Consider the following 26,919-nt stretch of genomic DNA (forward strand, 5'->3'; position numbering starts at 1 on the left):
CAATGCAATGGACGGCGGGCCCGCCGCAACGAAATCGGGTCAATGCGTGCTCAGATAATCCTCGAGGACCGGCCCCACCACGGCCAGGACCTCGGGTTCGATCATCTGGTTGTGCTCGCACTCGATCTTCACTTCCCGGATGCCTCCGGTGACGGAACTCCGCCACTCCTCGGGTGAATGCTGGTCCGTCGACGCCGATCCGGCGGCGGTGAAGAACAGCAGATCCCCGTCGAACACCTGCGGACGGAAGTTGTTCATGATCCGCGAGGAGTTCGTGAATCCGGCGCTGATCCGCTCGAGGTGCTGCGGCGTCAGTCCCGTCTTCTGCCCGAATGCGTCGTCCAGCAACTCGACCGCGCGCTCGTAGGTGAGTTCCTCTCCGGAGACGGACTCGAGGTCCAGTCCGAGCCCGTGGAGCAACTCGGACACGGTGAGACTCTCCGGGCCCTGGTCGGTCCCGTTCGTCACGTAGCTGTCCATGACGGCCAGCGTGTCGACCGCCTCGCCTTCCCGCCGCAGTTCGACGGCCATCGCGTGGGCGATGACGCCGCCGAGCGACCAGCCCAGCAGGTGGTAGGGCCCGTGCGCCTGGACCTTGCGCATCTCCAGCACGTACTGGTGCGCCAGCTGCTCGATCGACTCGAAGCTCGGGCCGCCGCTGATGATCGGCAACTGCAGGCCGAACGCCGGCCGGTCCTGCGAGAGGTGCTGCAGGAGTCCCGCATAACCCCACGACAGGCCGATGCCGGGATGGATGCAGAACAGGGGCGGCTTCTCCCCTGTCGGCCGCAGCGGGATGACCACACCGAGCGCCTCGTCCACCGGCGACCCGGCCGCGTTCTCGGTGTCGACCCGCAGTGCCAGGCCCGCGGGTGTCGGGTCCAGGAACATCGACTGCAACGGGATCTGCCGTCCGAGGCGTTCCTGCAGCACCGTGATCACCCGGGTGGCGACGATCGAGTTGCCGCCGAGGTCGAAGAAACTGTCGGCGGTGCCGACCCGGTCGACGCCCAGCACCTCGGCGAAGGCCTCGACGATGATCCTCTCGGTCGCCGTCGTCGGGGCCCGGAAGGCCGCGCCGGTGGTGCCGAACTCGGGCGCGGGCAGCGCCTTGCGGTCGAGTTTGCCGACCGGGGTCATCGGGATCTGATCGAGGACGACCACGGCCGACGGGACCATGTGCGCGGGCAGGCGGTCGGCGGCGTGGGTACGCAACTCCGCCGGCTCGAGATCGTGTCCCTCGGCCGCCCGCACGTACGACGCGAGGAGCGTGTCCCCGGACGGTCCGGTGTGTCCGATGGTGGCTGCGAACGCGACCGCGGGGTGGCGGGCGAGGACGGCGTCGATCTCACCGAGTTCGATGCGGAATCCGCGGACCTTCACCTGGAAGTCGGTGCGGCCGATGTACTCGATGGTGTGGTCGCCGCGCCAGCGCACCACGTCGCCGGTGCGGTACATCCGGCGACCGGGCTCTCCGAAGGGGCAGGCGACGAACCGCTCCGACGTCAGCGCCGACCGGTTGTGGTACCCGCGTGCCAGTCCGGGTCCGGTGATGTACAGCTCGCCGGGCACACCCACCGGGACGGGCTGCAGGCGTTCGTCGAGGACCAGCGAACCGAATCCCAGCGCGGGTGCGCCGATGTTCACGACGCCACCCGGACGCATCGGGGCGCTGACGCTCGCCTGGATGGTGGTCTCCGTGGGCCCGTACCCGTTGTGCATGTTGCGGTGCTTGCCCCAGATCTCCACCAGTTCCGGCGGGCAGGCCTCACCGGCCACCGCGAGGACGCGGAGCGATTCGAGTCCCACGTCCTCGATGGACGACAGCGCGGTGGGTGTGATGAACGCGTGCGTCACCGCGTTGCGCCGGAACAGGTCCGCCAGTTCCGTGCCACCGAAGACGGTGGGCGGCACGATCACGACCCGGGCCGAAGCCCCGAACGCCATCATCAGCTCGAAGATCGACGCGTCGAAGCTCGGGGACGCCAGATGCGAGACCCGCGAGTCGTGCGTGACCTGGAACCGTTCGTGTTCCTCCGCGGTGAGGTTGGCCATGCCGCGGTGAGTGACGATGACGCCCTTCGGTTTACCGGTCGATCCCGACGTGTAGATCAGGTACGCCGGATTGGCCAGATGGAGGGGGCGCGGGCGGTCGGCGTCGGTGACCGGCGCCGAGGAGACGGCCGCGACCTGCTCGGCGAACGACTCGTCGTCGAGCACCAGCCACTGCACGGTGTCCGGCAGATTGTCGCGACGATCGGCGACGGTCAGGCCGACGGACGCGCGGCAGTCGGTCAGCATGTAGTCGATGCGGTCCCGCGGGTAGGTCGGGTCGACGGGCACGAACGCCGCACCCGACTTCGCGACCGACCAGATCGACACCACTTCCTCGATCGATCGCGGCATACCGATCGCCACGAACGTCTCCGGCCCGACGCCCTGGGCGCACAGCACCCGCGCCAGCCGGTTGGACCATTCGTCGAGTTCGCGGTAGGTGACCTGCCGGTCCTCGAAGGACAACGCGATCGAATCGGGGTCGAGTGCCGCGGCGGCCGTCAGCAGGTCGGGCCACACCTCGGGGCGCACGTCGGGCTTGCCGCGCGCCGGGACCATCTCCTCGATCTCCGCGTCGTCGAGCAGCGGGAGGGTGCCGATCGACCGGTCCGGGTCGGCGGTGACGGCCGCGAGGATCCGGACGAAGCGGTCCGCGATCGAGCGTGCCGTGGCGGGGTCGAAGAGGGAGACTGCGAAGTCGAGTCCGCCGGCGACACCCGCGGGCGCGCCGTCCTGATCGAACCGCTCGGCCAGGATCACCTCGAGATCCTCTTTCACCACCTTGGTTTCGAGGTCCACGTTCTCGACCCGCAGGCCCGGCAGTTCCAGTGTCGGGTTCTCGTTGTTCTGGAATTCGAGGGCCACCTGGAACAGCGGTGAGTACGACGTGGACCGGGTCGGGTTGAGTTCCTCGACGAGCCGCTCGAACGGCAGGTCCGAGTGCTGGAACGCGGCCAGGTCGGTTTCCCGGATCCGTTGCACCAGTTCGGTGAACGTCGACGCCGGGTCGATCCGGTTCCGCAGGACCAGCGTGTTGACGAACATGCCGACCATGTCGTCCAGGGCGGCTTCACCGCGCCCGGCGACGGGGGTGCCGATGACGACGTCGTCGGTGCTGCCGAGCCGCGCGAGCAGCACGGCCAGCGCGGCGTGGACCGCCATGAACATGGTGGCGTTGTTGGCCCGGGCCAGTGCCGTCAGCCGCTGATGGATGTCGGCGTCGATCGCGAACTCGACCCGATCGCCCTCGAACGTCTGCTGGATCGGGCGCGGTCGGTCGGTCGGCAACTGGATGACATCCGGCACGCCGGCCAGCGTCTCCGACCAGAACCGCAACTGCTGGTTGATCATCGACTCGGGATCGTTCTCCGAGCCGAGTCCGGCGTGCTGCCACAGCGTGTAGTCGGCGTACTGGACGTGCAGCGGATCCCACTGCGGGCCGTCGCCGCCGAGCCGTGACGAGTACGCCACCATGACGTCGCGGGCGAGCGGCGCCAGGGAGAAGCCGTCCGCGCTGATGTGGTGCACCACGATCGTCAGCACGTGATGGTCGGGCGCAATCCGGAACAGCGCCGCCCGGACCGGCACGTCGGTGCTGACGTCGAACCCCCGGGACACCAGATCCATGATGTGCCGCGGCAGGTCCTCCGCCGCCACCGCGACGGTGTCGACCTCCGGTTGCGTATCGGCGGCGGGCAGGATCCGCTGGGTCGGTTCGCTGTCGACCGTCGGGAAGACGGTGCGCAGCGTCTCGTGACGTTCGAGGACGTCGGCCATCGCCAGCCGCAGGGCGTCCTCGTCCAGGGCCCCGGTCAGCCGGACGGCCAACGGAATGTTGTAGGCCGGTGAGGACGTGTCGAACTGGTTGAGGAACCACATCCGCTTCTGCGCCAGCGACAGCGGAATCCGGTCGGGCCGTTCGACCGGCGCGAGCGCGGGGCGGGCGCCGCCGCTCACGCTGTCGGCGACACGTGCGGCCAGGGACCGGACGTCGGGCGCCTCGAACAAGGCGCGCACACCGATGTCGGTGTCGAGGGCGTCCCGCAACCGTGCCGTGACCCGGGTGGCGACCAGCGAGTTTCCGCCGAGATCGAAGAAGTTGTCGTCGATGCCGATCCGTTCGATACCGAGGACGTCGGCGAAGATGTCCACGATCGTGCGTTCGAGATCGTTGGTCGGCGGCTGGAACTCGGTGGTGGTGACGTGGAACTCGGGCGCGGGCAGCGCCGATCGGTCCAGTTTGCCCACCGGGGTCAAGGGGATCTCGTCCAGGAACATGACGCTCGTCGGCACCATGTGCGCGGGGAGCCGGGTCGACAGGTGCGCGGTCAGCTCGGCCGGGTCGATGCCGCCGGCCGTGTTGGGCAGCAGGTAGGTCACCAGCACCGTGTCACCGGACGGGCCGGGAACACCGAGGGTCGCGGCGAAGCTGACCCCGGGGAACGTGGCGATCTCGTTGTCGATCTCGCCGAGTTCGATGCGGAATCCGCGGATCTTCACCTGGAAGTCGCTGCGGCCCACGTACTCGACGGTGTGGTCGGCACGCCACCGGACGATGTCGCCGGTGCGGTACATCCGCTCCCCCGCCTCCCCGAACGGGTTGGCGACGAACCGCTGGCTGCTCAGTTCCGGGCGGCGGTGGTAGCCGCGGGCGAGACCCGCACCGGTGATGTACAGCTCGCCGGGCACCCCGACGGGCACCGGCTGGAGACGTGAATCCAGCACGAGCTCACCGACTCCGCGGATCGGGCCGCCGAGAGTGATGGGTTCGCCCACCGTCATCGGGTCGCTGATGTTGGCCATCACCGTGGTCTCGGTGGGGCCATATGCGTTGGACAGCTGCCGGCCGGGCGCCCAGCGGGTCACCAGTTCCGGCGGGCACGCCTCGCCGCCGAACACGACGTGCTGGAACTCGTCGAGCCCCTCCGGGTCGACCGTGGACAGCGCCGCGGTGGTGACGAAGGCGTGGGTGACGTGTTCGGACCTGATCAGTTCGGCCAGTTCCGCTCCGCCGTACACCGTCGGCGGTGCGATCACCATCGTGGCGCCGACCCCGAACGCCTGCAGGTACTCGAACACCGACCCGTCGAAGCTGGGCGTCGAGAAGTGCAGTGTGCGGGACGTCTGCGCGGCGGCGAAACGCTGCCGCTGGTCCTCGGCGAAGTTGTCGAGGCCCTCGTGGGTGACCACGACGCCCTTCGGCTTGCCCGTCGAACCGGAGGTGTAGACGATGTAGGCGGCGTTGTCGAGGCTTATCGGCGACCGTCGATCCGAATCAGCCACCGGCAGAGCAGGTTTCGACTGGCAGGCCTTCTCGAACTTGGGCGAGTCGAGCTGCAGCCACGGCACCGAGTCGGGCAGCGCCTTCTCGTACGCGGCCATGGTCAGTCCGATGGTGGCACCCGAATCGGTGAGCATGTGCTCGATGCGGTCCATCGGGTAGTTCGGGTCGACGGGGACGAATGCGGCGCCCGTCTTGGCCACCGCCCACACGGCGAGGACCGACTCGATCGACCGGGGAATGCCGAGCGCCACGAACGTCTCCGGGCCGGCGCCGCGGGAGATGAGGACCCGGGCGAGCTGGTTGGAGCGTTCGTTGAGTTCCCGGTAGGAGACGTTGCGGCCCTCGAACGTCAGCGCCGTGCGGTTCGGATCCAACGCGGCGGCGTCCTCGAAGATCTGCGGCAGCGTCCGGACGGAGAACCCCGGGCGGCCGCGTACCGGCGCGAACTCGGCGAGTTCGGCCTCGGTGAGCAGTTGCATGTGGGCCAGCGGAATCTGGGGCCGGTCGGCGAGGGCGTCGAGCACCCGCTGCAGCCGGTCCGCGATCTCGTCGACCGCGCTCTCCTCGAACACCTCGGGGAGATACTCGAACTTGAAGTTCAGCCGCGCGTCCCCGGAGGCGACGACGGCGAGCGGGTAGTGCGCGGAGTCCTTGCCGTCGATGCCGGTGACGAACATCCCGGCGATGTCGGTCTGTTCCGTCAGCCCCGCCTCGTCCACCGGGTACGACTCGAACACGGTCAGCGTGTCGAAGGCACCGCCGCCGCCGACCGCCGACTGGATGTCGGTCAGGCCCAGGTAATGATGATCGAGCAGCGCGGCCTGCTCGCTCTGCACACGTTCGAGCAGCTCACCCAGCGACTCCCACGGGTCGAGGGTCACCCGCACCGGCAGGGTGTTGATGAACAGACCCACCATCGATTCGATGCCCGCGATCTGCGGCGGCCGGCCCGAGACCGTCCCGCCGAACACTACGTCGGAGCGGCCGATCAAGCCGCCCAGCACGATTCCCCACGCCGTCTGGACGACGGTGTTGAGGGTGAGCCCGCGTTCCCGGCTCAAGTCCCGCAACCGGGTGGTCTGCTCCTCCGACAGTGTGAAGGCCGTTTCCTCCGCGACAACGGAGTGCGCCTCACCCCGCTCCAGCGGGGCCAGGAGGGTCGGCTCCTCGACCCCGTCGAGCGCGGTGCGCCAGGCGTCGAGGGAGTCCGTGGTGTCGTGGCGCTTCATCCACGACAGGTAGTCACGGTAGGAATGGACCCGCGGCAGCAGGCTGCCGTCGGCGTCCAACGCGTACAGGGTCAGCAGGTCGCGGATGACCAGCGGAGTCGACCAGCCGTCGAGCAGGATGTGGTGGTTGGTCAGGATCAGCCGGTAGTCGTCCTCGGTGAGCCGGACGAGGGCGAGGCGCAGCAACGGCGCGTTCGCCATGTCGAACTTCACCGACCGGTCCCGTGCCACGATCCGGTCGTATTCGCGGGTGGTCTCGTCGGGGTCGAGTGCCGAGAGGTCGAACTCCGACCACGGCAGTTCCACGTGCTGCTGGATGATCTGGGCGGAGGCCCCCGCACTGTCGTGGACGAACGCGGCCCGCAGGTTGGGGTGCCGCTCCAGCAGGGCCTGCCCGGCCCGGCGGATCCGGTCCGGGTCGACGTCGCCGCGCAGTTTCAGCGCCAGCTGCACCAGGTACGGGTCGACCGTGGCGTCCGAGAACTGGGCGTGGAACAGCAGCCCGGACTGCAGCGGTGACAGCGACCAGATGTCCGACAGCGCCGGGAACCTGGTCTCGAGCCGGTCGATCGCGTCCTGGTCGAGGGTGACCAGATCGAGGTCGGACGGGGTCACGCCGCCCGCGTCGGGTCGCGCGACGTGGGTGGTCAGCGCGGTCAGGGCCTGCACCCACAGGTCGGCGAGCGTGCGGACCTCGGACGGGGTGAGGACCCCGGTCGGGAACGCCCACGTGGCCCGCAGCCGGTTGCCGTCGGCCCCGGTGCCGGTGACGGCGTTGATGTCGAGCGCCGATGCCACCGGGATGTCGGAGGCCGGAATGTCGTCGAGCTTCGTGTCCGTCACCGGAACCCAGGCGTGACCGTGGATGTCGGTGGACGTCGCGCCGCCCAGCCGGCCCAGGTAGTTGAACGTGACCTGCGGCTTCGCCAGCGCCCGCAGCTGATCGGCGCTCTCCGGGTCCAAGTAGCGGAGCATGCCGTAGCCGATGCCGTGGTCCGGGATCGCGAGCAGCTGTTCCTTGATCGCCTTGATCGCGGACCCGGCGGCCTTGCCACCGGCGAACGCGTCGTCCAGGTCGATGCCCGACAGGTCGAGGCGCACCGGGAACATCGCCGTGAACCAGCCGACGGTGCGGCCCAGATCGGCGCCCGGCAGCACCTGGTCCTCGCGGCCGTGGCCTTCGAGACTGACCAGCGACTCCCGGGTGAAGTCGCCGTGGGTGCGCCGCCACTGGGCCAGTGCCAGCGCCAGCGCGGTGAGCAGTCCGTCGTTGACGCCGCCGTGGTAGGCCTCGGGGACACGGGTCAGCAGTGCGTCCGTGACGTCGGCGGGCACCTCCACCGTGACCTTCTCGACTGTCCCTGCCACGTCGATCGCGGCGTCGAGTGGACGCGATCCGATCAGCGGGTCGTCGGCTTCGAGCACCCGGCGCCACAGTTCGATCTCGTCGGCGCGGTCGCGTGTCGCCTCGACGAGTCCGTGCGACCAGCGTCGCATCGATGTGCCGACCGGCTCGAGGACCGGTTCCTGACCCGAGGAGACCTGCGCCCACGCGGTCGCCAGGTCGGGGACGAGGATCCGCCACGACACGCCGTCGACCACCAGGTGGTGGGCGACGACCAGCAGCCGTCCGCCCTCGTCGCCGGCGTCGAACCACACCATCTGCAGCATCACGCCGGCCTCGGGGTCCAGTCGTCCTGCCGCGGCATCGAGTTCCCGGGTCGCGGTCTCCGCGAATCCGGAACCGACGACCGACGCGACCTCGACCCGGTGCAGCACGTCGTCGACGTCGACCGCGCCCACGGCCTGCACCTCGATCCGCCACTGCGGCTCGGCACCGAGGAGACGCGCCCGCAGCATGTCGTGGTGATCCACGACCGCCGCGATCGTGCGCTTCAGCAGTGTCTCGTCGGCCGCGGCGGGCAGGGAGAGCAGCGCGGTCTGGGTGTAGCGGCGGAAGTCGCCACCCCGTTCGAGCAGCCACGCGGTAATCGGGGTGATCGGCATCTCGCCGATCCCGCCACCGGGCAGTTCGTCGAGCACCACCACGTCTGCGGCGCCCGCCCAGGAGGCGGCCTCGGCGAGCGCGGCAACGGTCTTGGCCTCGAACACGTCCCGCGGGGTGAGCACCACGCCCGCCGCCTTCGCGCGGGCCACCAACTGGATGGACATGATGCTGTCGCCGCCGAGTGCGAAGAACGAATCGTCCACACCCACCGATTCCAGACCGAGCACCTCGGCGAACAGACCGGCGAGGACGGTTTCCATCTCCGTGGCCGGGGCGCGGCCCGTCGACACCCGGGCCCCGAAGTCGGGTTCCGGCAGCGCGCGGCGGTCGAGTTTGCCGTTGCTCGTCAACGGCAGCGCGTCCAGCACCACGAGGGTGGCGGGCACCATGTACGAGGTGAGCTGGGTGCCGACGAATTCGAGCGCCGAGGACACCTCGACGGTGGCGCCGGATTCCGGAACCACGTAGCCGATCAGCCGGTGACCGCCGTGCCCGTCGTCGCGGGTGAGGACGACGGCCTGGGCGATGCCGCGGTACCGGAGCAGCGCGGATTCGATCTCGCCGAGTTCGATGCGGAAACCGCGGATCTTCACCTGGAAGTCGCTGCGGCCCAGGTACTCGAGCTGGCCGTCGGTGTTCCAGCGCGCCAGGTCACCCGTGCGGTACATCCGCGCCCCGGGACGGAGCGGGTCGGCCACGAACCGGGTCGAACTGAGCCCGGCCCGGCCGAGGTAACCGCGGGTCACCTGGTCACCCGAGACGTACATCTCCCCGATGGTGCCCGGGGGAACCGGGTGCAGGCGCCGGTCGAGGACGTGTACGTGCAGCCCGGCGATTCCGCGGCCGATGACGCTGGCCGACGCCGACTCGGCGAACTCGCGGTCGAGCGCCAGATAGCTGACGTGGACCGTCGTCTCGGTGATGCCGTACATGTTCACCAGGGTCGGGGCGGAGTCGTCGTGCCGGGAGTACCAGCGGCCGAGCTGTCCGAGGTCGAGAGCCTCACCACCGAAGATCACGTACCGCAGCGCCAGTGCCGCGGCGTTCACGTCGATCTCCGAGACGATGCGGTCGGTCTCGGCGAGCTGATAGAACGCGGTCGGGGTCTGGTTGAGGACGGTGACCTGCTCGTTCCGCAGGAGTTCGTGGAACATTTCCGGCGACCGCGCCGTGTAGTAGTCGACGACGACGAGTCGGCCGCCGTAGAGCAGCGGACCCCACAGCTCCCACACGGAGAAGTCGAACGCGTACGAGTGGAACATCGTCCACACGTCGTTCTCGTCGAACCCGTAGAGCGGCTGTGTGTTCGCGAACAACGTCAGCACGTTGCGGTGCGAGACGACCACGCCCTTGGGGCGGCCGGTCGACCCGGAGGTGTAGATGACGTACGCCACCGACGAGGAGTCGAGCGGTGTCACCCGGTCGGCGTCGGTGATCGTCGCGGGCGACTGATGCACGAGGTCCGCGGTGGTCTCGGGGTCGTCGAGCAGGATCGCCGGGGTCTCCGAGTCGGGCAGGGCGGAGACGTCTCCCGTGGTGGTGATGACACAGTTCGGTGCGGCGTCCTCGAACACGAACGCCAGCCGGTCCGCCGGGTAGGTGATGTCGACGGGCAGGTAGCCGCCGCCGGTCTTGATCACCGCGAGCAGAGCGATGATCAGATCGCAGGTGCGTGGGAGTGCCACGGCCACCAGCATTTCCGGCCCCACTCCCTGGGCGATGAGCAGGCGGGCCAGCCGGTTCGACCGGGCGTCGAGCTCGGCGTAGGTCAGTGCCACGTCCTCCGACGTCACGGCTGTGGCGCCGGGGAACCGGGCCACGCTCTGCGCGAAGCGGTCTGCGAGGGTGTCGGTGCCCGCGTCGAGTCCGGCGGTGTTCCATTCGGTCGCCATCGCCGACCGCTCGGCGGCGTCGGTGATCACGATGTCACCGACCGGGGCGTGCGGGTCGGAGGTGACGGCGCCGAGGATGCGCAGGAACCGGTCGGCGAACGTGCGGACGGTGCCGGCGTCGAACAGATCGGTGGCGAAGATGAACGACGCGGCGATACCCGACGCCACCCCGTCCGCGTCGAATCCTTCCTCGACGCTGAGCTGCAGGTCGAACTTGGCGACCTCCAGATCGAAATCGACGGCGGCCGCGGTCAGTTCTGGGAGCTCGAGCCGCGGTGTCTCGTTGTTCCGGAACTCGAGCAGCGCCTGGAACAGCGGCGAGTGCGCGGTGGAGCGCTCCGGCGCGAGGACGTCGACGAGCCGCTCGAACGGCAGGTCCGAATGGTGGAACGCGGCGAGGTCGGTGGCCCGCACCTGATCCATCAGGGCACCGAAACCCTCCGCCGGGTCGACGGCGCTCCGCAGCACCAGGGTGTTGACGAACATGCCGACCATGTCGTCGAGTGCCGCGTCACCACGGCCCGCGATGGGTGTGCCGACCGCGATGTCCTCGGTGGACGACAGCGCGGACAGCAGCACCGACAGGGCCGCGTGGACGGCCATGAACATGGTGGAGTTGTGCTTGCGCGCCAACGCCGCCAGCGCCCGGTGCACGTCCGCCGGAATCGTGAAGTCGACCTGCGCGCCGCGGAACGACTGCTGGACCGGTCGCGCCCGGTCGGTCGGCAGCTGCAGGAGTTCGGGCAGGTCGGCCAGCTGATCCGTCCAGTACCGGAGTTGCTGGGAGATCAGCGATTCGGCGTCGCTCTCGTCGCCCAGCAATTGGAGCTGCCACAGCGTGTAGTCGGCGTACTGCACCGACAGCGGGTTCCACTGCGGCGCGCTCCCCGCGATGCGGGCCGCGTACGCGGTCATGACGTCCCGGGCGAGCGGGGTGAGCGAGAACCCGTCGGCGCAGATGTGGTGCACCACGATCACGAGCACGTGATCGTCGGGGGCGAGTGCGAACAGCGCCGACCGCATCGGCACGTCGGCCGTCACGTCGAAGCCGGCGGTCGCGAGACCGGCGATGTGCCCCCGGAGTTCGTGCTCGGACACCTCGACGATCTCGAGGTTCGGCGTCCACTGACCGGGTGAGAGCACCACCTGGGTCGGTTCGCCGTCGTGGGACGGGAACACGGTCCGCAACGATTCGTGGCGGACGAAGACGTCCGTCACCGCTGCACGCAGCGACTCCACGTCCAGGTGACCGGTCAGCCGCACCGCCAGGGGGATGTTGTAGGCCGCCGACGACGTGTCGAACTGGTTGAGGAACCACATCCTCTTCTGCGCCAGCGACACCGGCACGTGCGCGGGCCGCGGCACCGGGCCGAGCGGGATCCGGACGTGGGCGCCGTCCTGCGCGGGTGCGAATGCCGTCGACTCGATGAGGCGGGCCAGCTGATGGATCGTCGGTGCCTCGAACAGGGTGCGGACGCCGATGTCGGTGTCCAGTTCCGCGGTCAGGCGTGCGGCGACACGGGTTGCGATCAGCGAGTTTCCGCCGATGTCGAAGAAGTTGTCGTCGATGCCGACTCGTTCGATTCCCAGGACCGTCGTGATGACGTCGGCGATCGTGTGTTCGAGGACCGTCGACGGCGGGCGGAAGTCGTCCGACGTGGGCAGGAACTGCGGTTCGGGCAGCCCGGCCCGATCGAGCTTGCCGACCGGGGTCAGCGGGATCTCGTCGAGGATCATGATGCTCGACGGCACCATGTGCGCGGGCAGCAGGTTCGCCGTCCACTCCTTCAGTTCCGGCGGTTCGAGTGCCGACCCGGTCTCCGGCAGCACGTAGGACACGAGCACGGTGTCGCCGGCGGGGCCGGGGCGCCCGAGTGTGACGGCGAACGACACGGACGGATGCGCGGCGAGTGCGCTGTCGATGTCGCCGAGCTCGATGCGGAAGCCGCGGATCTTCACCTGGAAGTCGGTGCGGCCCAGGTATTCGACCGTGTGATCGGACCGCCACCGCGCGAGGTCGCCGGTGCGGTACATCCGGTCGCCCGGTCCGCCGTAGGGGTTGGCGACGAACCGCTCGCTGGTCAGCCCGGCGCGTGCATGGTAGCCGCGGGCCAGGCCCTCACCGGAGATGTAGAGCTCGCCGGCGACGCCGACGGAGACCGGTTGCAGCCGCGAGTCGAGAATCACCTCGGAGACGCCGCGGACGGGGGCACCGATGGTGACCGTCTCCCCCACCTGCAGGTGGTCGCTGAGGTTGCTCATGATCGTGGTCTCGGTGGGACCGTAGCCGTTGTACATGGTGCGGCCCGGTGCCCAGCGGGTCACCAGTTCCGGAGGAACCGCCTCACCGCCGGCGACCACGTTCTGGAACACCTCGAGCCCCTCGGGGTCCACGGAGGCCAGCGCCGCGGGGGTGACGAACCCGTGGGTGACGCTCTCGGTGCGGATCAGCTCCGCGAGTTCCTCGCCGCCGTACACGGACGGCGGCACGATCACCATGGTCGCGCCGACGGCGAACGACAGGAGGTATTCGAGGACGGAAGCGTCGAAGCTCGGTGAGGAGAAGTGCAACGCCCGCGACGTCGAATCCGTCGCGTAGCGGGTCCGCTGCTCCTCGGCGAAGTTGTCGAGACCGCGGTGGCTGACCACCACGCCCTTCGGTTTGCCGGTGGAACCGGACGTGTAGATGACGTACGCGGGGTGTGCGAAGCGCAGGGGCGCGACGCGGTCGTCGTCGGTCACGGTGTCGGTGGACATCGCCAGAATGGCGGCGTCGGTGTCGGGGTCGTCGAGGGTCAGCCAGCTGACCGTGTCCGGGAGCCGGCCGTGGTCGGCGTCCAGGCGGAGACCGAACGTGCACCCGGAATCCGTGACCATGTGCTCGACCCGCTCGCGCGGGTAGGTCGGATCGACCGGAACGAACGCCGCGCCGGTCTTGGTGATCGACCAGACCGCGAGGACCGATTCGATGGACCGTGAGATACCCAGGGCCACGATGTCTTCCGGTCCGACGCCGCGGTCGATGAGCAGGCGCGCGAGCTGGTTGGACCGTTCGTCGAGTTCCCGGTAGGACATCCGGCGGTCGCCGAACACGAGGGCGGTGGCGTCGCCCGAGGTCGCGGCCGTGTCGGTGAACATCTGCGGCAGTGTGCGCACGGAGCGGCCGGGCACGCCGCGGGCCGGAACCAGTTCGGCTTCCTCTGCCTCGGTGAGCAGGCGCAGCTGCGCGAGCTTCATCCCGGGGTGCTCGGCGAGCGCGATCAGTGCCCGGATGATCCGGTCGCCGATCCGCTCGACGTCGGCCCGGTCGAACAGTTCCTCGACGTACTCGAGCTTCAGCTGCAGATTCTCGTGCGCCGAGGCGATCAGCGCGAGCGGGTAGTGGGCGGCGTTCGCGCTGTCGTGCACGTCGAGGACGTGCATGCCGGCGATGTCGGTCTGATCGGTCAGCCCCTCCCGGTCGACGGGATACGACTCGAACACCGTCAGCGTGTCGAAACCGGTACCGGGACCGGCCACCGACTGGATGTCCGTCAATCCGACGTAATGGTGGTCCAGCAGCGCGGCTTGCTCGCCCTGAATGCGTTCGAGCAACTCCCCCAGCGTTTCCCGCGGATCGAGAACCACCCGCACCGGCAGGGTGTTGATGAACAGACCCACCATCGACTCGATTCCGGCGATCTGCGGAGGTCGACCCGACACCGTCCCACCGAAGACCACATCGGAGCGGCCGACCAAGCCGCCCAGCACGATTCCCCACGCGGTGCGGATCAGGGTGCTGAGGGTCAGACCGTGCTCGCGTGCGAGCACACTCAGCTGATCGGTGCGGTCGACGTCGAGTTCGACGAGCAGTTGACCGGACTGCGTGTCGCTCTGCACCGACGCGTCGGCCGGGGCGAGCAGCGTCGGCTCCTCCACCCCGGCGAGGGCACGCTGCCACACACCGAGCGAGTCCTCGGTGCTGCGGTGCGACATCCAGGCGAGGTAGTCGCGGTACGGGTGCACCCGCGGCAGCGCCGTGGCGTCACCTTCCGTGGCGTACAGGGTCAGGAGGTCGCGGATCAGGAGCGGCATCGACCAGCCGTCGAGCAGGATGTGGTGATTGGTGACGATCAGGCGCTGCTCGTCCCCACCGATCTGGATCAGCATGAACCGCAACAGCGGCGGGGTGGCCATGTCGAACCCGCGGCGCCGGTCGGCGTCGAGGAGTCGCACGATCTCGGCTTCGCGGCTCTCCGCGTCGAGACCGGACAGGTCGATCTCGGTCCAGGGCAGTTCCGCATACCCGTGGATCGCCTGGACGGGGGTGCCGCCCTCGTCGTAGACGAACGACGCCCGCAGGTTCGCGTGCCGGTCGAGCAGGGCCTGCCCGGCCACCCGCATGCGGGACGGCACGGCACCGCGCAGTTCGAGTGTCACCTGCACGGTGTACGAGTCGATCGTCTGATCGGCCAGCAGTGCGTGGAAGAGCAGTCCGGACTGCAGCGGCGACAGCGACCAGATGTCGGACAGCGCCGGGAAGCGCGATTCGATGCGATCGATGGCGTCCTGGTCGAGGCTCACCAGTTCGAGGTCGGACGGGGTCACGCCGCCGGCGTCGGGGCGGGCCGCGTACGTCGTGAGCGCGGTGAGCGCCCGGACCCACAGTTCGGCGAGTTCCCGGACCTCGGCGACGGTCAGGACACCGGCCGCGTACGCCCAGGTGGCGCGCAGCTGAGGCCGGTCGTCCACCTCGGTGGTGACCGCGTTGACGTCGATGGCCGAGGTGACCGGGGTGTCGAGGTCCTGCGCGCGGTCCATGTCGACTTCACCGGTCGGCGTCCAGCCGGCGCGGGTGGCCGCCTCGGACAGGTCGGCGGCGAAGCGTCCCAGGTAGTTGAAACTGATCTGCGGCAGCGAGCGGGCCGCGAGCAGCGGTCCGGTGTCGGCGTTGAGGTACCGCAGCATGCCGTAACCCATGCCGTGGTCCGGGATCGCGAGCAGCTGCTCCTTGATCGCCTTGATCGCGGACCCGGCGGCCTTGCCACCGGCGAACGCGTCGTCGAGGTCGATGCCCGACAGGTCGAGACGCACCGGGAACATCGCCGTGAACCAGCCGACGGTGCGGCCCAGATCAGCGCCCGGCACGACCTGGTCTTCACGGCCGTGCCCCTCGAGGCTCACCAGGGTGCCCTCGACGGACCTGCCGTGCAGGGTGTGGCCGCGGGAGCGCCGCCACTGGGTGACCGCCATCGCCAACGCGGTGAGCAGTCCGTCGTTCACGCTGCCGTGGATCGCCTCCGGTAGAGCCGTGAGGACGGCCTCGCTGACCTCGGCGGGCAGCTGGACCGTGACGCGGCCGACGGTCGCGTTGACGTCGATGTCGGGGTCGAGCGGACGGCTGCCGACGAGCGGGTCCTCGCAGTCGAGGATGCGCTGCCACAGGTCCAGTTCGCCTGCCCGGTTCGCCGCCTCGTCGACCAGTCCGTGCGCCCACCGGCGCATGGACGTGCCGACCTGTTCGAGGACCGGTTCCTGGCCTGCCGAGATCTGCGCCCACGCGGTCGCGAGGTCGGGGACGAGGATGCGCCACGACACACCGTCGACCACGAGGTGATGCGCGACGACGAGCAGGCGACCGCCGGATTCCCCGGCGTCGAACCACACCACCTGCACCATGACGCCGGCCGCGGGATCGAGGCGGTCCAGCGCGGCGTCGAGTTCCGCGATCACGGTCGCCGCGAACGCCCGGGTTCCCGGGGCCGTGGACACGGCGACCCGGCGGATCAGGTCCTGCGCGTCGACCGCACCGACCGGGCGGACGGCGAGGTGCGAGTCCTCGGCGGAGACGATCAGCTGCGCGCGCAGCATGTCGTGCCGGTCGAGGACGGCCTGGAACGTGGCGATCAGAGGTTCGAGTTCGCGGAGGTTCGGCGGTGCGGTCAGCAGCGCGGACTGCGACATCCGGTTGAACTCGCCGCCCCGTTCGAGCAGCCACTTCGTGATCGGGGTGGTCGGCATGTCGCCGACTCCGCCACCGGGCAGCTCGTCGAGCACGACGATGTCAGCGGCGCCCACCCACGACGCCACCGCGGCGAGACCGGCAACGGTCTTGGCCTCGAACACGTCCCGCGGGGTCAGCACCACACCCGCCGCCTTCGCGCGGGCCACCAACTGGATCGACATGATGCTGTCGCCGCCGAGGGCGAAGAACGAGTCCTCGACACCGGCGGTTTCCAGACCGAGGACCTCGGCGAACAGTCCGGCGAGCACCTCTTCCATCTCCGACACCGGCGCGCGGCCGGTCGATACCCGGGCCCCGAAGTCCGGCTCGGGCAGCGCGCGGCGGTCCAGCTTGCCCGCGGGAGTGAGCGGCAACTCGTCGAGGACGATCAGTGCGGACGGCACCATGTACGGGGCGAGGAATCCGCCGACGAAATCGAGGACCGCCTCCGGGTCGAGTTCCGCGCCCGCCGTGGGGACGAGGTACCCGACGAGCCGGTTGGCGCCGGTGCTGCCCATGTGCGCGGACACCACCGAACGGGCGACTCCCGGGTAGCGGGTGAGGGCGGTCTCGATCTCGCCGAGCTCGATGCGGAAACCGCGTATCTTCACCTGGAAGTCGCTGCGGCCCAGGTACTCGAGCTGACCGTCACCGTTCCAGCGCGCCAGGTCTCCGGTCCGGTACATGCGGGCGCCGAGGCCCCCGTACGGGTTGGCGACGAAACGCTCCGCCGTCGTGCCCACCCGGTCCTTGTAGCCGCGGGCCAGACCGGAACCGGTGACATACAGCTCGCCGGTCACCCCGTTGGGCACCGGGTGCAGGCGTGAATCGAGCACCATCTCCCCGGTTCCCATCGGCGGACGGCCGATGGTGACGCCCTCACCGGGAAGCATCGGTCCCGTCACGCTCGACACGACCGTCGCCTCGGTGGGGCCGTAGGCGTTGAACATCCGCCTGCCCCCGGTCACCCACTGCGCCACCAGCTCCGGCGGGCAGACGTCGCCGCCGGTGGCGACGCACTCGAGCTGGTCGAGGCCCGCGGGGTCCACCGACGCCATGGCGGCGGGGGTGATGAACGCGTGCGTGACCCGGCCCTCCCGGAGCACGTCGGCGAGTTCGGTGCCGCCGATGACGGACGCCGGAGCGATCACCATGGTCGCGCCGGAGCCGACCGCCAGCAGCAGTTCCAGGATCGACGCGTCGAAGCTCGGCGACGAGAAGTGCAGCGTGCGCGACCGCGGGGTGACCCCGAAGCGGACGCGTTCATCGGTCGCGAAGTTCGCCAGGCCGCGGTGGGTGACGACGACACCCTTCGGGGTGCCGGTGGACCCGGACGTGTAGATCAGGTATGCCGGGTTCTCCAGCGCGAGCGGGTGTGTCCGGTCGGCGTCCGTGACGACCGCGGCGGAGTGCGCACTCACCTCGTCGTCGAATCCGGGTGCGTCGACCACGACGTAGGACGTGCAGTCCGGCAGCGTGGGACGGAACTCGGCGACGGTGAGCGCGAGCGCCGCACCGGAGTCGCTGAGCATGTGGACGATCCGGTCGGTCGGGTAGTTCGGGTCGACCGGGACGAACGCGGCACCGGTCTTGGCGACCGCCCACAGTGACAGGACCGACTCCGGCGACCGCGCCAGCGCCAGCGCGACCACCGATTCGGGGCCGATGCCGCGCCCGATCAGCAAGCGGGCGAGACGGTTCGACTGCTCGTCGAGTTCGCGGTACGTCACCTCGCTGCCCTCGTAGGACAGCGCGGCCGCCTTGGGATCCACGGAGGCCGCGGCCGCGAGCAGTTCGGGCAGGGTCCGCGGTTCGGCGTCGGGCCCGTCCATCACCGGGGTGAGCGCCGCACGTTCGGACGCCACCATCAGGTCGATGTCACCGACAGCCATGCCCGGCTCGGACGTCACCGCGTCGAAGATCCGCTGCAGGTAGTCGGCGAAACCGGCGATCGTGGACGCGTCGAACAGGCTCGACGCGTACGTGAAGGCCGCGGAGATCCCGGCGGGCTCTCCCGACACCCCGAATTCCTCGGTGAGGGTGAGTTGCAGGTCGAAGTTGGAGATGTCGGTGGCCAGGTCGAGGCCGGTGACGGTCAACCCGGGCAGCTCCAGCCGCGGCCGCTCGTTGTTGCGGAACTCGAGCACCACCTGGAACAGCGGCGAATGCGACGTCGCGCGTTCGGGCGAGATCGCATCGACCAGTCGCTCGAACGGCAGATCGGCGTGGTGGAAGGCGCTCAGGTCGGTGTCGCGGACCGTGGACAGCAGGTCGGTGAACGTGTCGGCCGGTTCGACCGGGGTGCGCAGCACCAGGGTGTTGACGAACATGCCGACCATGTCGTCCAGGGCGGCGTCACCACGACCGGCGATGGGGGTACCCACCGACACGTCGTCCGTGTCGCCCAGCCGGGCCAGCAGCACGGCCAGCGCCGCGTGGACGGCCATGAACACACTCGAATTGTGTTCGCGGGCAGTCGTGATCAATCGGCCGTGCACCTGTGGGTCGATGCTGAACGAGTGGATGCCGCCGCGCATCGACTGCTGCGTGGGGCGGGGGTGGTCCGTCGGCAGCGCGAGCAGTTCCGGAAGCCCGGCGAGCGTGTGCGTCCAGTAGTCGAGCTGGGCGGCCAGCAGGCTGTCGGGGTCGTCGGCGTTGCCGAGTACCCGGTGCTGCCAGAGTGCGAAGTCGGCGTACTGCACCGGCAGCGGCGTCCAGTCCGGTGCCTGTCCCCCGGTGCGGGCCACATAGGCGGTCATCACGTCCCGGGCGAGCGGGGCCATGGAGAAGCCGTCGGCGCTGATGTGGTGGACGACGATGACGAGAACGTGCTCGCCGGGATCGGTCCGGAACAGGGCGGCACGCACCGGCACCGACACCGTGACGTCGAAACCGGCGCCCGCCAGTCGCGAGATGTGCTCGGGCAGTTCGGCTTCCGTTGTCACTATCGGCGACAGATCGGGCACCACGTCCTCGGTCGGCAGGATCACCTGGACGGGTTCGCCCTCCACCATCGGGAACCGGGTGCGCAGCGACTCGTGCCGGTCCATCACGTCGGCGACGGCGTCCTGCATCGCGTCCTCGTCGAGGTCGCCCGTCAACCGCACCGCGAGCGCGATGTTGTAGGCCGGGGAGTCGAGGTCGAACTGGTTGATGAACCACATGCGCTTCTGCGCCAGCGAGACCGGCAGTCGGTCGGGGCGCACCCCGGCCACCAGCGGCGGGCGTTCGGCGCCCTGCACGGCCTCGGATTCGATCCGGGTGGCGAGGGTCGCGACGGTCGGGGCGTCGAAGATCTCCCGGACCCCGATCCGGCTGCCCAGCGCGGCATTGACCCGCGCCACCAGCCGGGTGGCCACCAATGAGTTGCCGCCGAGGTCGAAGAAGCTGTCGTGCACGCCGATACGGGGAGCGTCGAGCAGATCCGCGAAGATCGACGCGAGGATCTCCTCGATCGGGTTGCGCGGGGTGACGAATTCGGCGGACGGGCTGAGGAATTCCGGTTCGGGCAGTGCGCCCCGGTCCAACTTGCCGGTGGCCCCGAGCGGGAACCGGTCGAGGACGATGATCCGGGTCGGCACCATGTAGGCGGGCAGCGCCTCCGCCGCCGCGTCGCGCACGACGGCGGTGTCGATGTCGGCGCCTGCCACGGGGATCACGTAGCCGACGAGGCTTTCGCCGGTGGCCTCGCTGCGATGCACGGTCACGACGGCCTGCGCCACCGACGGGTGCGCCAGCACCGCCGCCTCGACCTCGCCGAGTTCGATGCGCTGACCGCGGAGCTTGACCTGGAAGTCGCGGCGGCCGATGTATTCGATGTTGCCGTCGGCACGCCAGCGGACGACGTCGCCGGTGCGGTACATCCGCTGTCCCGGCGCGCCGAACGGGTTCGCCACGAACCGGTCCGACGTCAGATCGCTGCGCCCGACGTACCCGCGGGCCAGCTGGGTGCCGGCCAGGTACAGCTCGCCGTGCACCCCGACCGGCACCGGGTGCAGCCGGGAGTCGAGGACGTACACCTGCGTGTTCCACACGGGCGCGCCGATCGGGACCGAGGCCCGGTCGCCTTCCGTGCACTCCCAGTAGGTGACGTCGACGGCGGCCTCCGTCGGGCCGTACAGGTTGTGCAGCGCCGCGGAACCGAATTCCCGGAATGCGTCGGCGGTGGCGGGCGGGAGCGCCTCACCGCTGCAGAACACCTGACGCAGCGAACCGCAGAGTTCCGGTTCGGCGCCCGCCGTGAACACCGCCAGCATCGACGGCACGAAGTGCATGGTGGTGACCTGGTGGTCGGCGATGATGTGGGACAGGTACGTCGGGTCGCGGTGTCCGTCCGGCGCGGCGAGGACGAGTCGCGCACCGACCTCGAGCGGCCAGAACAGTTCCCACACGGACACGTCGAACGTGACGGGGGTCTTCTGCAGCACCACGTCCGTGTGGTCCATCCGGTACGTGTCCTGCATCCACAGCAACCGGTTCACGATCGCGCGGTGGCTGACGGCGACACCCTTGGGCCGGCCCGTCGATCCGGACGTGTAGATCACGTAGGCGGTCGAATCGGGGTGGATCGGACCGCCCCGCTCGGCGTCGGTGATCGGGGTGCTCGGCCGCCGGGACAGGTTCAGGGTGTCGATCTCGATCACGGACGCACCGGCCGCGCCGTCGACGCCCTCGCACCGGTCGCGGGAGGCGGTGAGAACGCATGCGGGTTCGGCACTCTCGATCACGTAGGCGATCCGCGACGCCGGGTGGTCGGGGTCGAGCGGAACGTATGCCGCCCCGGTCTTCTCCACCGCGTAGATCGCGATCATCAGCTCGAGCGAACGGCGCAGGGCGACGGCGACCCGGGATTCGGGTCCGACGCCGCGCGCGAGGAGTTCGCGGGCCAGCCGGTTGGCGCGGGCATCGAATTCCGCGTACAGCAGTTCCTCTTCGGCGAACACCACGGCGACGGCGTCCGGGGTCCGTGCCACCTGCGCCTCGAACAGGCTGACCAGGGTCGCCGAGTCCGGTACGGCGACGTCGGTGTCGATCCACTGCTCGAGCATCCGGTGGGTCTCGTCCGCGCCGATCAGGTCGATGTCGCCGACCTTCGCGTCCGAACCGGCGGTGATGGTCTCGAGCAGGGTGACGAAGCGTTCGGCCAGCGCCGTCATCGTCGGCGGGTCGAACAGTTCCGACGCGTACGAGAATTGGACGTCGATCGCACCCGGGGCGCCGGATTCCTCGGTGTGCTCGGTGAGGATGACCTGCAGGTCGAACTTGGCGGCACCGGTCTCGAGGGCCTCGACCTCCACGTCGAGGCCGGGCAGCTCGAGCCGCGTGTTCGCGAATCCCTGCAGCACCAGCATCACCTGGAACAGCGGTGAATGCGCCTCGGAGCGGGTCGGCTTCAGTTCGTCGACGAGCCGCTCGTACGGCAGATCGGTGTTGCTGAACGCCTCCAGATCCACGGAGCGGGTGTGCGAGAGGATCTCGGGGAAGCTGCGATCGGGGTCGACGGTGGTGCGCAGGACGACGGTGTTGACGAACATGCCGACGACGTCGTCGAGTTGCCGTTCGCCACGCCCGGAGACCGGGGATCCGATCGACACGTCGGACGACCCGCTCGACCGGGACAGCAGGACCGCGAGGGCGGCGTGCACCACCATGAACAGGCTGGCGTCGTTGGCGCCTGCGATCTCGAGCAGCGCGGCGTGGATGCGCGCCGGGATGGAGAAGTCGGCGGTGGCGCCGATCATCGACTGCCGGGCCGGGCGCGGCCGATCGGTCGGCAGATCCATGACCTCGGGGGCGCCGTCGAGGGTGCGGGCCCAGAACGCCAGCTGCCGGGCGAGGAGGCTCGTCGGATCGTCTGGGGAACCGAGCAGCTCGCGCTGCCACACCGCGAAGTCGGCGTACTGCACCTCGAGCGGCGCCCACTGCGGCGTGTCGCCTACGGCACGGGCGTGGTAGGCGACCATCACGTCCCGGGTCAGCGGTGTCATCGACAGGCCGTCGGCGGCGATGTGATGCACCACGAAGACCAGCACGTGATCGTCGGTCGCGGTGCGGTAGAGCTCCGCCCGGATCGGCGGTTCGACGGTGACGTCGAACCCCGCTGCGGCGTCGGCGATCAGGCGGGATTCGAGCTCGTACTCGGCCACCTCGACCGCGTCGAGGGGCGGGCTCACCTCCGCGACCGGCAGAACCACCTGGATGGGACCGTTGGGGGTGTTCGGGAACACCGTCCGCAGCGACTCGTGCCGGGTGAGGACGTCACTCACCGCGGTCCGCAGCGCCTCCACGTCGAGCGTGCCGCGCAGCCGGATACCGACGGGAATGTTGTATGCGGGCGAGGCGGTGTCGAGCTGGTTGATGAACCACATCCGCTGCTGCGCCAGCGACACCTGCACCGGGCCGGACCCCGCCCGCGGAGCGAGCACGGGCCGGGCGGAGGTGCGGGGCCCGAGAGCGTCCACGCGGGCACTGAGCAATGCGACGCTGGGCGCCTCGAACAGATCGAGCACCCCGATCTCCGTGCTCAGCGCCGCGTTGACCCGGGACACCACGCGGGTCGCGACGAGGGAGTCGCCGCCCAGGTCGAAGAAGCTGTCGTCGACACCGATGCGCTCGACTCCCAGAAGCGCCGCGAACACCTCCGCGATCTGCATCTCGGTGGGTGTCACCGGCGCCCGGTAGACAGTGGAGGTGGCCTCGAACTGCGGCTCCGGCAACGCCTTCCGGTCGAGTTTGCCCGCCGGGGTCAGCGGGACCTCGCGGAGCACCATCACCCGGGCGGGCACCATGTGCGCGGGCAGCGCTGCTGCGGCGTGTTCGAGGATGTCGCCGACGACGACGTCCGTCCCGTCCTCGGGGAGCACGTACGTCACCAGCACCGTGTCGCCGGACGGTGCGGTCCGTCCGACCGTGGTCGCGAACGCGACACTCGGGTGCGAGCGGACGACGGCGTCGATCTCGCCGAGTTCGATGCGGAAACCGCGGATCTTCACCTGGAAGTCGGTGCGGCCCAGGTATTCCAGCTGACCGGCGGCGTTCCACCGCGCCAGGTCGCCGGTGCGGTACATCCGCTCGCCCGGCGCACCGTGGGGGTCGGCGACGAACCGTTCGGCCGTCGGGATCGACCGATTGTGGTACCCACGTGCCACACCGTCGCCGGTGATGTACAGCTCGCCGGGGACCCCTCTCGGGACGGGGTGCAACCGCGAATCGAGCACCAGCAGACCGCAACCGCGGGACGGGCGGCCGATCGTCACCGGTTCACCGACCGTCAACGGTCCTGCCACGCTCGCGACGACGGTGGCCTCGGTCGGTCCGTATGCGTTGAACATGACCCGTCCCGGCGCCCACTGTGCCACCAGCGCAGGCGGACAGCTCTCGCCACCGGTGACGACGCACCGGAGGTGGTCGAGTCCGGTGGGATCGACGGATGCCAGCGCGGCCGGGGTGACGAACGCGTGCGTGACCCGTTCGCGGCGCAACAGGTCCGCGAGTTCGGTGCCGCCATACACCGTCGCCGGTGCCACCACCATCGTGGCGCCGGCACCCACGGCGAGAAGCAGTTCCAGGATGGACGCGTCGAAACTCGGTGAGGAGAAGTGCAGGGTGCGGGCCCCCACGGTCACGTCGAACCGCTGCCGCTCGTCTTCGGCGAAATTCGCCAGGCCGGCGTGGGTGACGACGACGCCCTTGGGTGTGCCGGTGGAGCCGGACGTGTAGATCAGGTAGGCCGGATCCGCGGTCCGCAACGGGCGGAGACGATCGGCGTCGGTGACCGCGCCGGCCGCGTGCTTCGGCAGGTCCCGGGCGAACGACGCGTCGTCCATCACGAGCCACGGCGTGGTCTCGGGCAGCGACGACCGGTGCGCCGCCACGGTGAGACCGACGACCGCACCGGAATCGGTGAGCATGTGCTCGATGCGGTCGGCCGGATAGTTCGGGTCGACCGGGACGAACGCGGCCCCGGACTTCGCGACTGCCCAGGTGGCCAGCACCGACTCGATCGACCGCGCGATCGCCAGCGCCACAACAGAACCCGGCCCCACTCCGTGGCCGATCAGCATGCGGGCGAGACGATCCGACTGATCGTCGAGTTCGGGGTAGGTCAGCGTGCGTCCCTGGTAGACGAGGGCGTCCCCGTCGCCGCCCGCCTCCGCGGCGCGCGCGAGCAGCGCGGGAAGCGTGCGGGGCTCCACCGAGGGCTCGTCACGGACCGGCGCGAGTTCCGCGTACTCGACCTGTTCGAGGAGGTCGATGTCCCCGACCGGTGCGGCGGGGTCCGCCGTCACCGCCTGCAGGATGCGGACGAAGCGCGCGGCGAGCGCCTCCGCGCTGTCACGGTCCCACACGTCCGTGGCGAACCGCAGGCGGCCGTTGATGCCGCCCGTCTCGGATTCGGTGAGGGAGAACACCAGATCCAGTCCCAGGGCCCGATGTTCGCGCTGGATCGGGCTGACCGTCACGTCCCCGGACGTGTCGTGCGGCTTCCCGCCGTCGGTGAATTCGAGCATCACCTGGAACAGCGGCGAGTGCGACGGATCGGATTCGGCCCCGAGGGCGGCAACGAGATCGTCGAAGGGCAGCGCCGCATGCGAAAACGCGGCCCGGTCGGCGTCCCGGACACGGCTCAGGTGGTCGACGAACGACGATGCGACATCCACCTGCGACCGCAGAACGGTCTTGTTGAAGAATGCTCCGGCTTCCGGGTCGTCGGAATCGGACGCCTCGCGCCCGACGATCGGCGTTCCGATCACGACGTCGTCGGTGTCGCCCAGCCGGCCCAGCAGGACCGCGAGCGCGGCGTGCAGCGTGGTGAAGATCCCGGTGCCCGCCTCCTCTGCCAGCTGCGCCGCGCGGCGCTGCACGTCGCCGTCGACGGCGAACCCGACGACCTCGCCCGCCCCGAGCCGCTCGGTCGGGCGGGGCCGGTCCAGCGGCAGTGCCGTCACCTCCGGCAGGCCCACCAACTCCCGCTTCCAGAACGCGAGCTGGGCCTCCCGCTCGAGGAACCGCGCGCCGAGGCGTGCGCTCTCGGCGTGGATGTCGGCGGTCCGCGTCTGCGGCTCGGCCGTGACGAACTCCTCGACCAGCTCCACGAACCTGCGGTGGTGTGCGCGCAACTCCTCCGAGCCGTACCGGTTGGGGTTGCCGCGGAAATCGAGGAGCGTCTGGCCGTCACCGCTCTGATAGATGTTGACCAGCAGGTCGTCCACCGGGCCCGACGTCACGATGTGGTACTCGCCCGTGACCGTGCCCAGCGTGAACGCCTGATGGAACAGCATGACGTTCACCATCGGACCGGCGAGGCCCTCCGCGGTGCCGGCGAGTCCGGCATCGCGGCGGATGTCCTCGAGACTGCACCGCTGATGGCGCAGCGCACCCATCAGCTCGAGCTGCGTCCGCTGCACGAGCTCGGCCACCGTGTCCTCCGGGCGGACGGTGATCCGCAGCGGGGCGACGTTGACGAGCATGCCACCGGACCGCTGCAAGGGCGCCGTGGTGCGCGCCGACACCGGCAGGTTGATGAGCACGTCCCGCTTGCCCGTCATACGGGACAGGTAACAGGCGAACCCGGCGAGCAGGACGGCCGCCGACGTGGCGCCGACCCGCTGATCCGACTCTCCGAGGAAACCCAGTGCGGTTTCGGAGATCTTCGCGCTCTCGAGCCGGCTCTTCGCCGCCGCGGGCGCATCGTGGGTGGCGAGTGTCGAACCGTGCTCGATGCCGACAATGCGTTCGGCCCAGTACAACCGGTCGTTCTCGAATCGGCTCGACGCCCGGTACTTCTGGTCCAACTCGTAGAGGTCGCGCAGATCCAGCGCACGGTTCGGTTCCGGTTCGGTGCCCTCGACCGCCGCGGTGTACAGTGCCGCGATCCGGTTCACCATGGTCATACCGCTGTACCCGTCGAGCGCGACATGGTGAATCCTGGTGTACCACAAGTAGTGCTGATCGCCGACCTGCAGGACGGTCATCTCGACGAGTCGGTCCCGGGTGAGCCGCAGCGGCGTCGCGTAATCCTCGTCGATCCACACCTGCGCGGCGGCCATCGGGTCCGACTCGCCCCGGAAGTCGAGGAAGCCGATCGACGGGTCGATGCTGAAATCGACCGCCTGGTAGGGCTCCCCGTCGACGTCCAGCAGTCGCAGGAACGGCGACTGGAACTCCTGACCGGCCCGCACCGCAGCATCGCTCAACAGGTCCAGGTCGATCTCGCCCCGCAACTCGATGTACTGGGCGATGAACTTGGGAACCGTCGGGCTCAGTTGCTGGGCAAACCACATGCTCCGTTGCACCGAGGAGAGCGGGAAGGCCCCTTCGGGAACGTTCACATCTTCGGCGCCGTTATTCGGCTGCGGCGAATTCACACTCGTCATCGCGTTCCCCCAGCGGGTAGAAGACCTTGGATGCGCAAGTCCTGCGCGTGAGACGGACCAACCGACGCCGGTCTCCCACGCTGTACTGATCGT

1 protein-coding gene is annotated in these 26,919 nt (G+C 69.6%); it reads right to left on the bottom strand.

All coding sequences use genetic code 11. The features are described 5' to 3' along the window. Nucleotides 1–39: 39 nt before the first annotated feature. The gene (locus QM806_RS22995; RefSeq protein WP_283292968.1) at nucleotides 40–26,826 is read right to left on the bottom strand and encodes a non-ribosomal peptide synthase/polyketide synthase; all 26,787 of its coding nucleotides are present in this window, start codon (nucleotides 26,824–26,826) and stop codon (nucleotides 40–42) included. Nucleotides 26,827–26,919 lie beyond the last annotated feature (93 nt).

It is taken from the genome of Rhodococcus sp. IEGM 1351, from assembly GCF_030056875.1.
GTDB lineage: Bacteria > Actinomycetota > Actinomycetes > Mycobacteriales > Mycobacteriaceae > Rhodococcus_F > Rhodococcus_F opacus.

Bases quoted from the DNA above. Each gene is read 5' to 3' on its own strand.
- QM806_RS22995 (WP_283292968.1), bottom strand. From the start codon at position 26,826: ATGACGAGTGTGAATTCGCCGCAGCCGAATAACGGCGCCGAAGATGTG.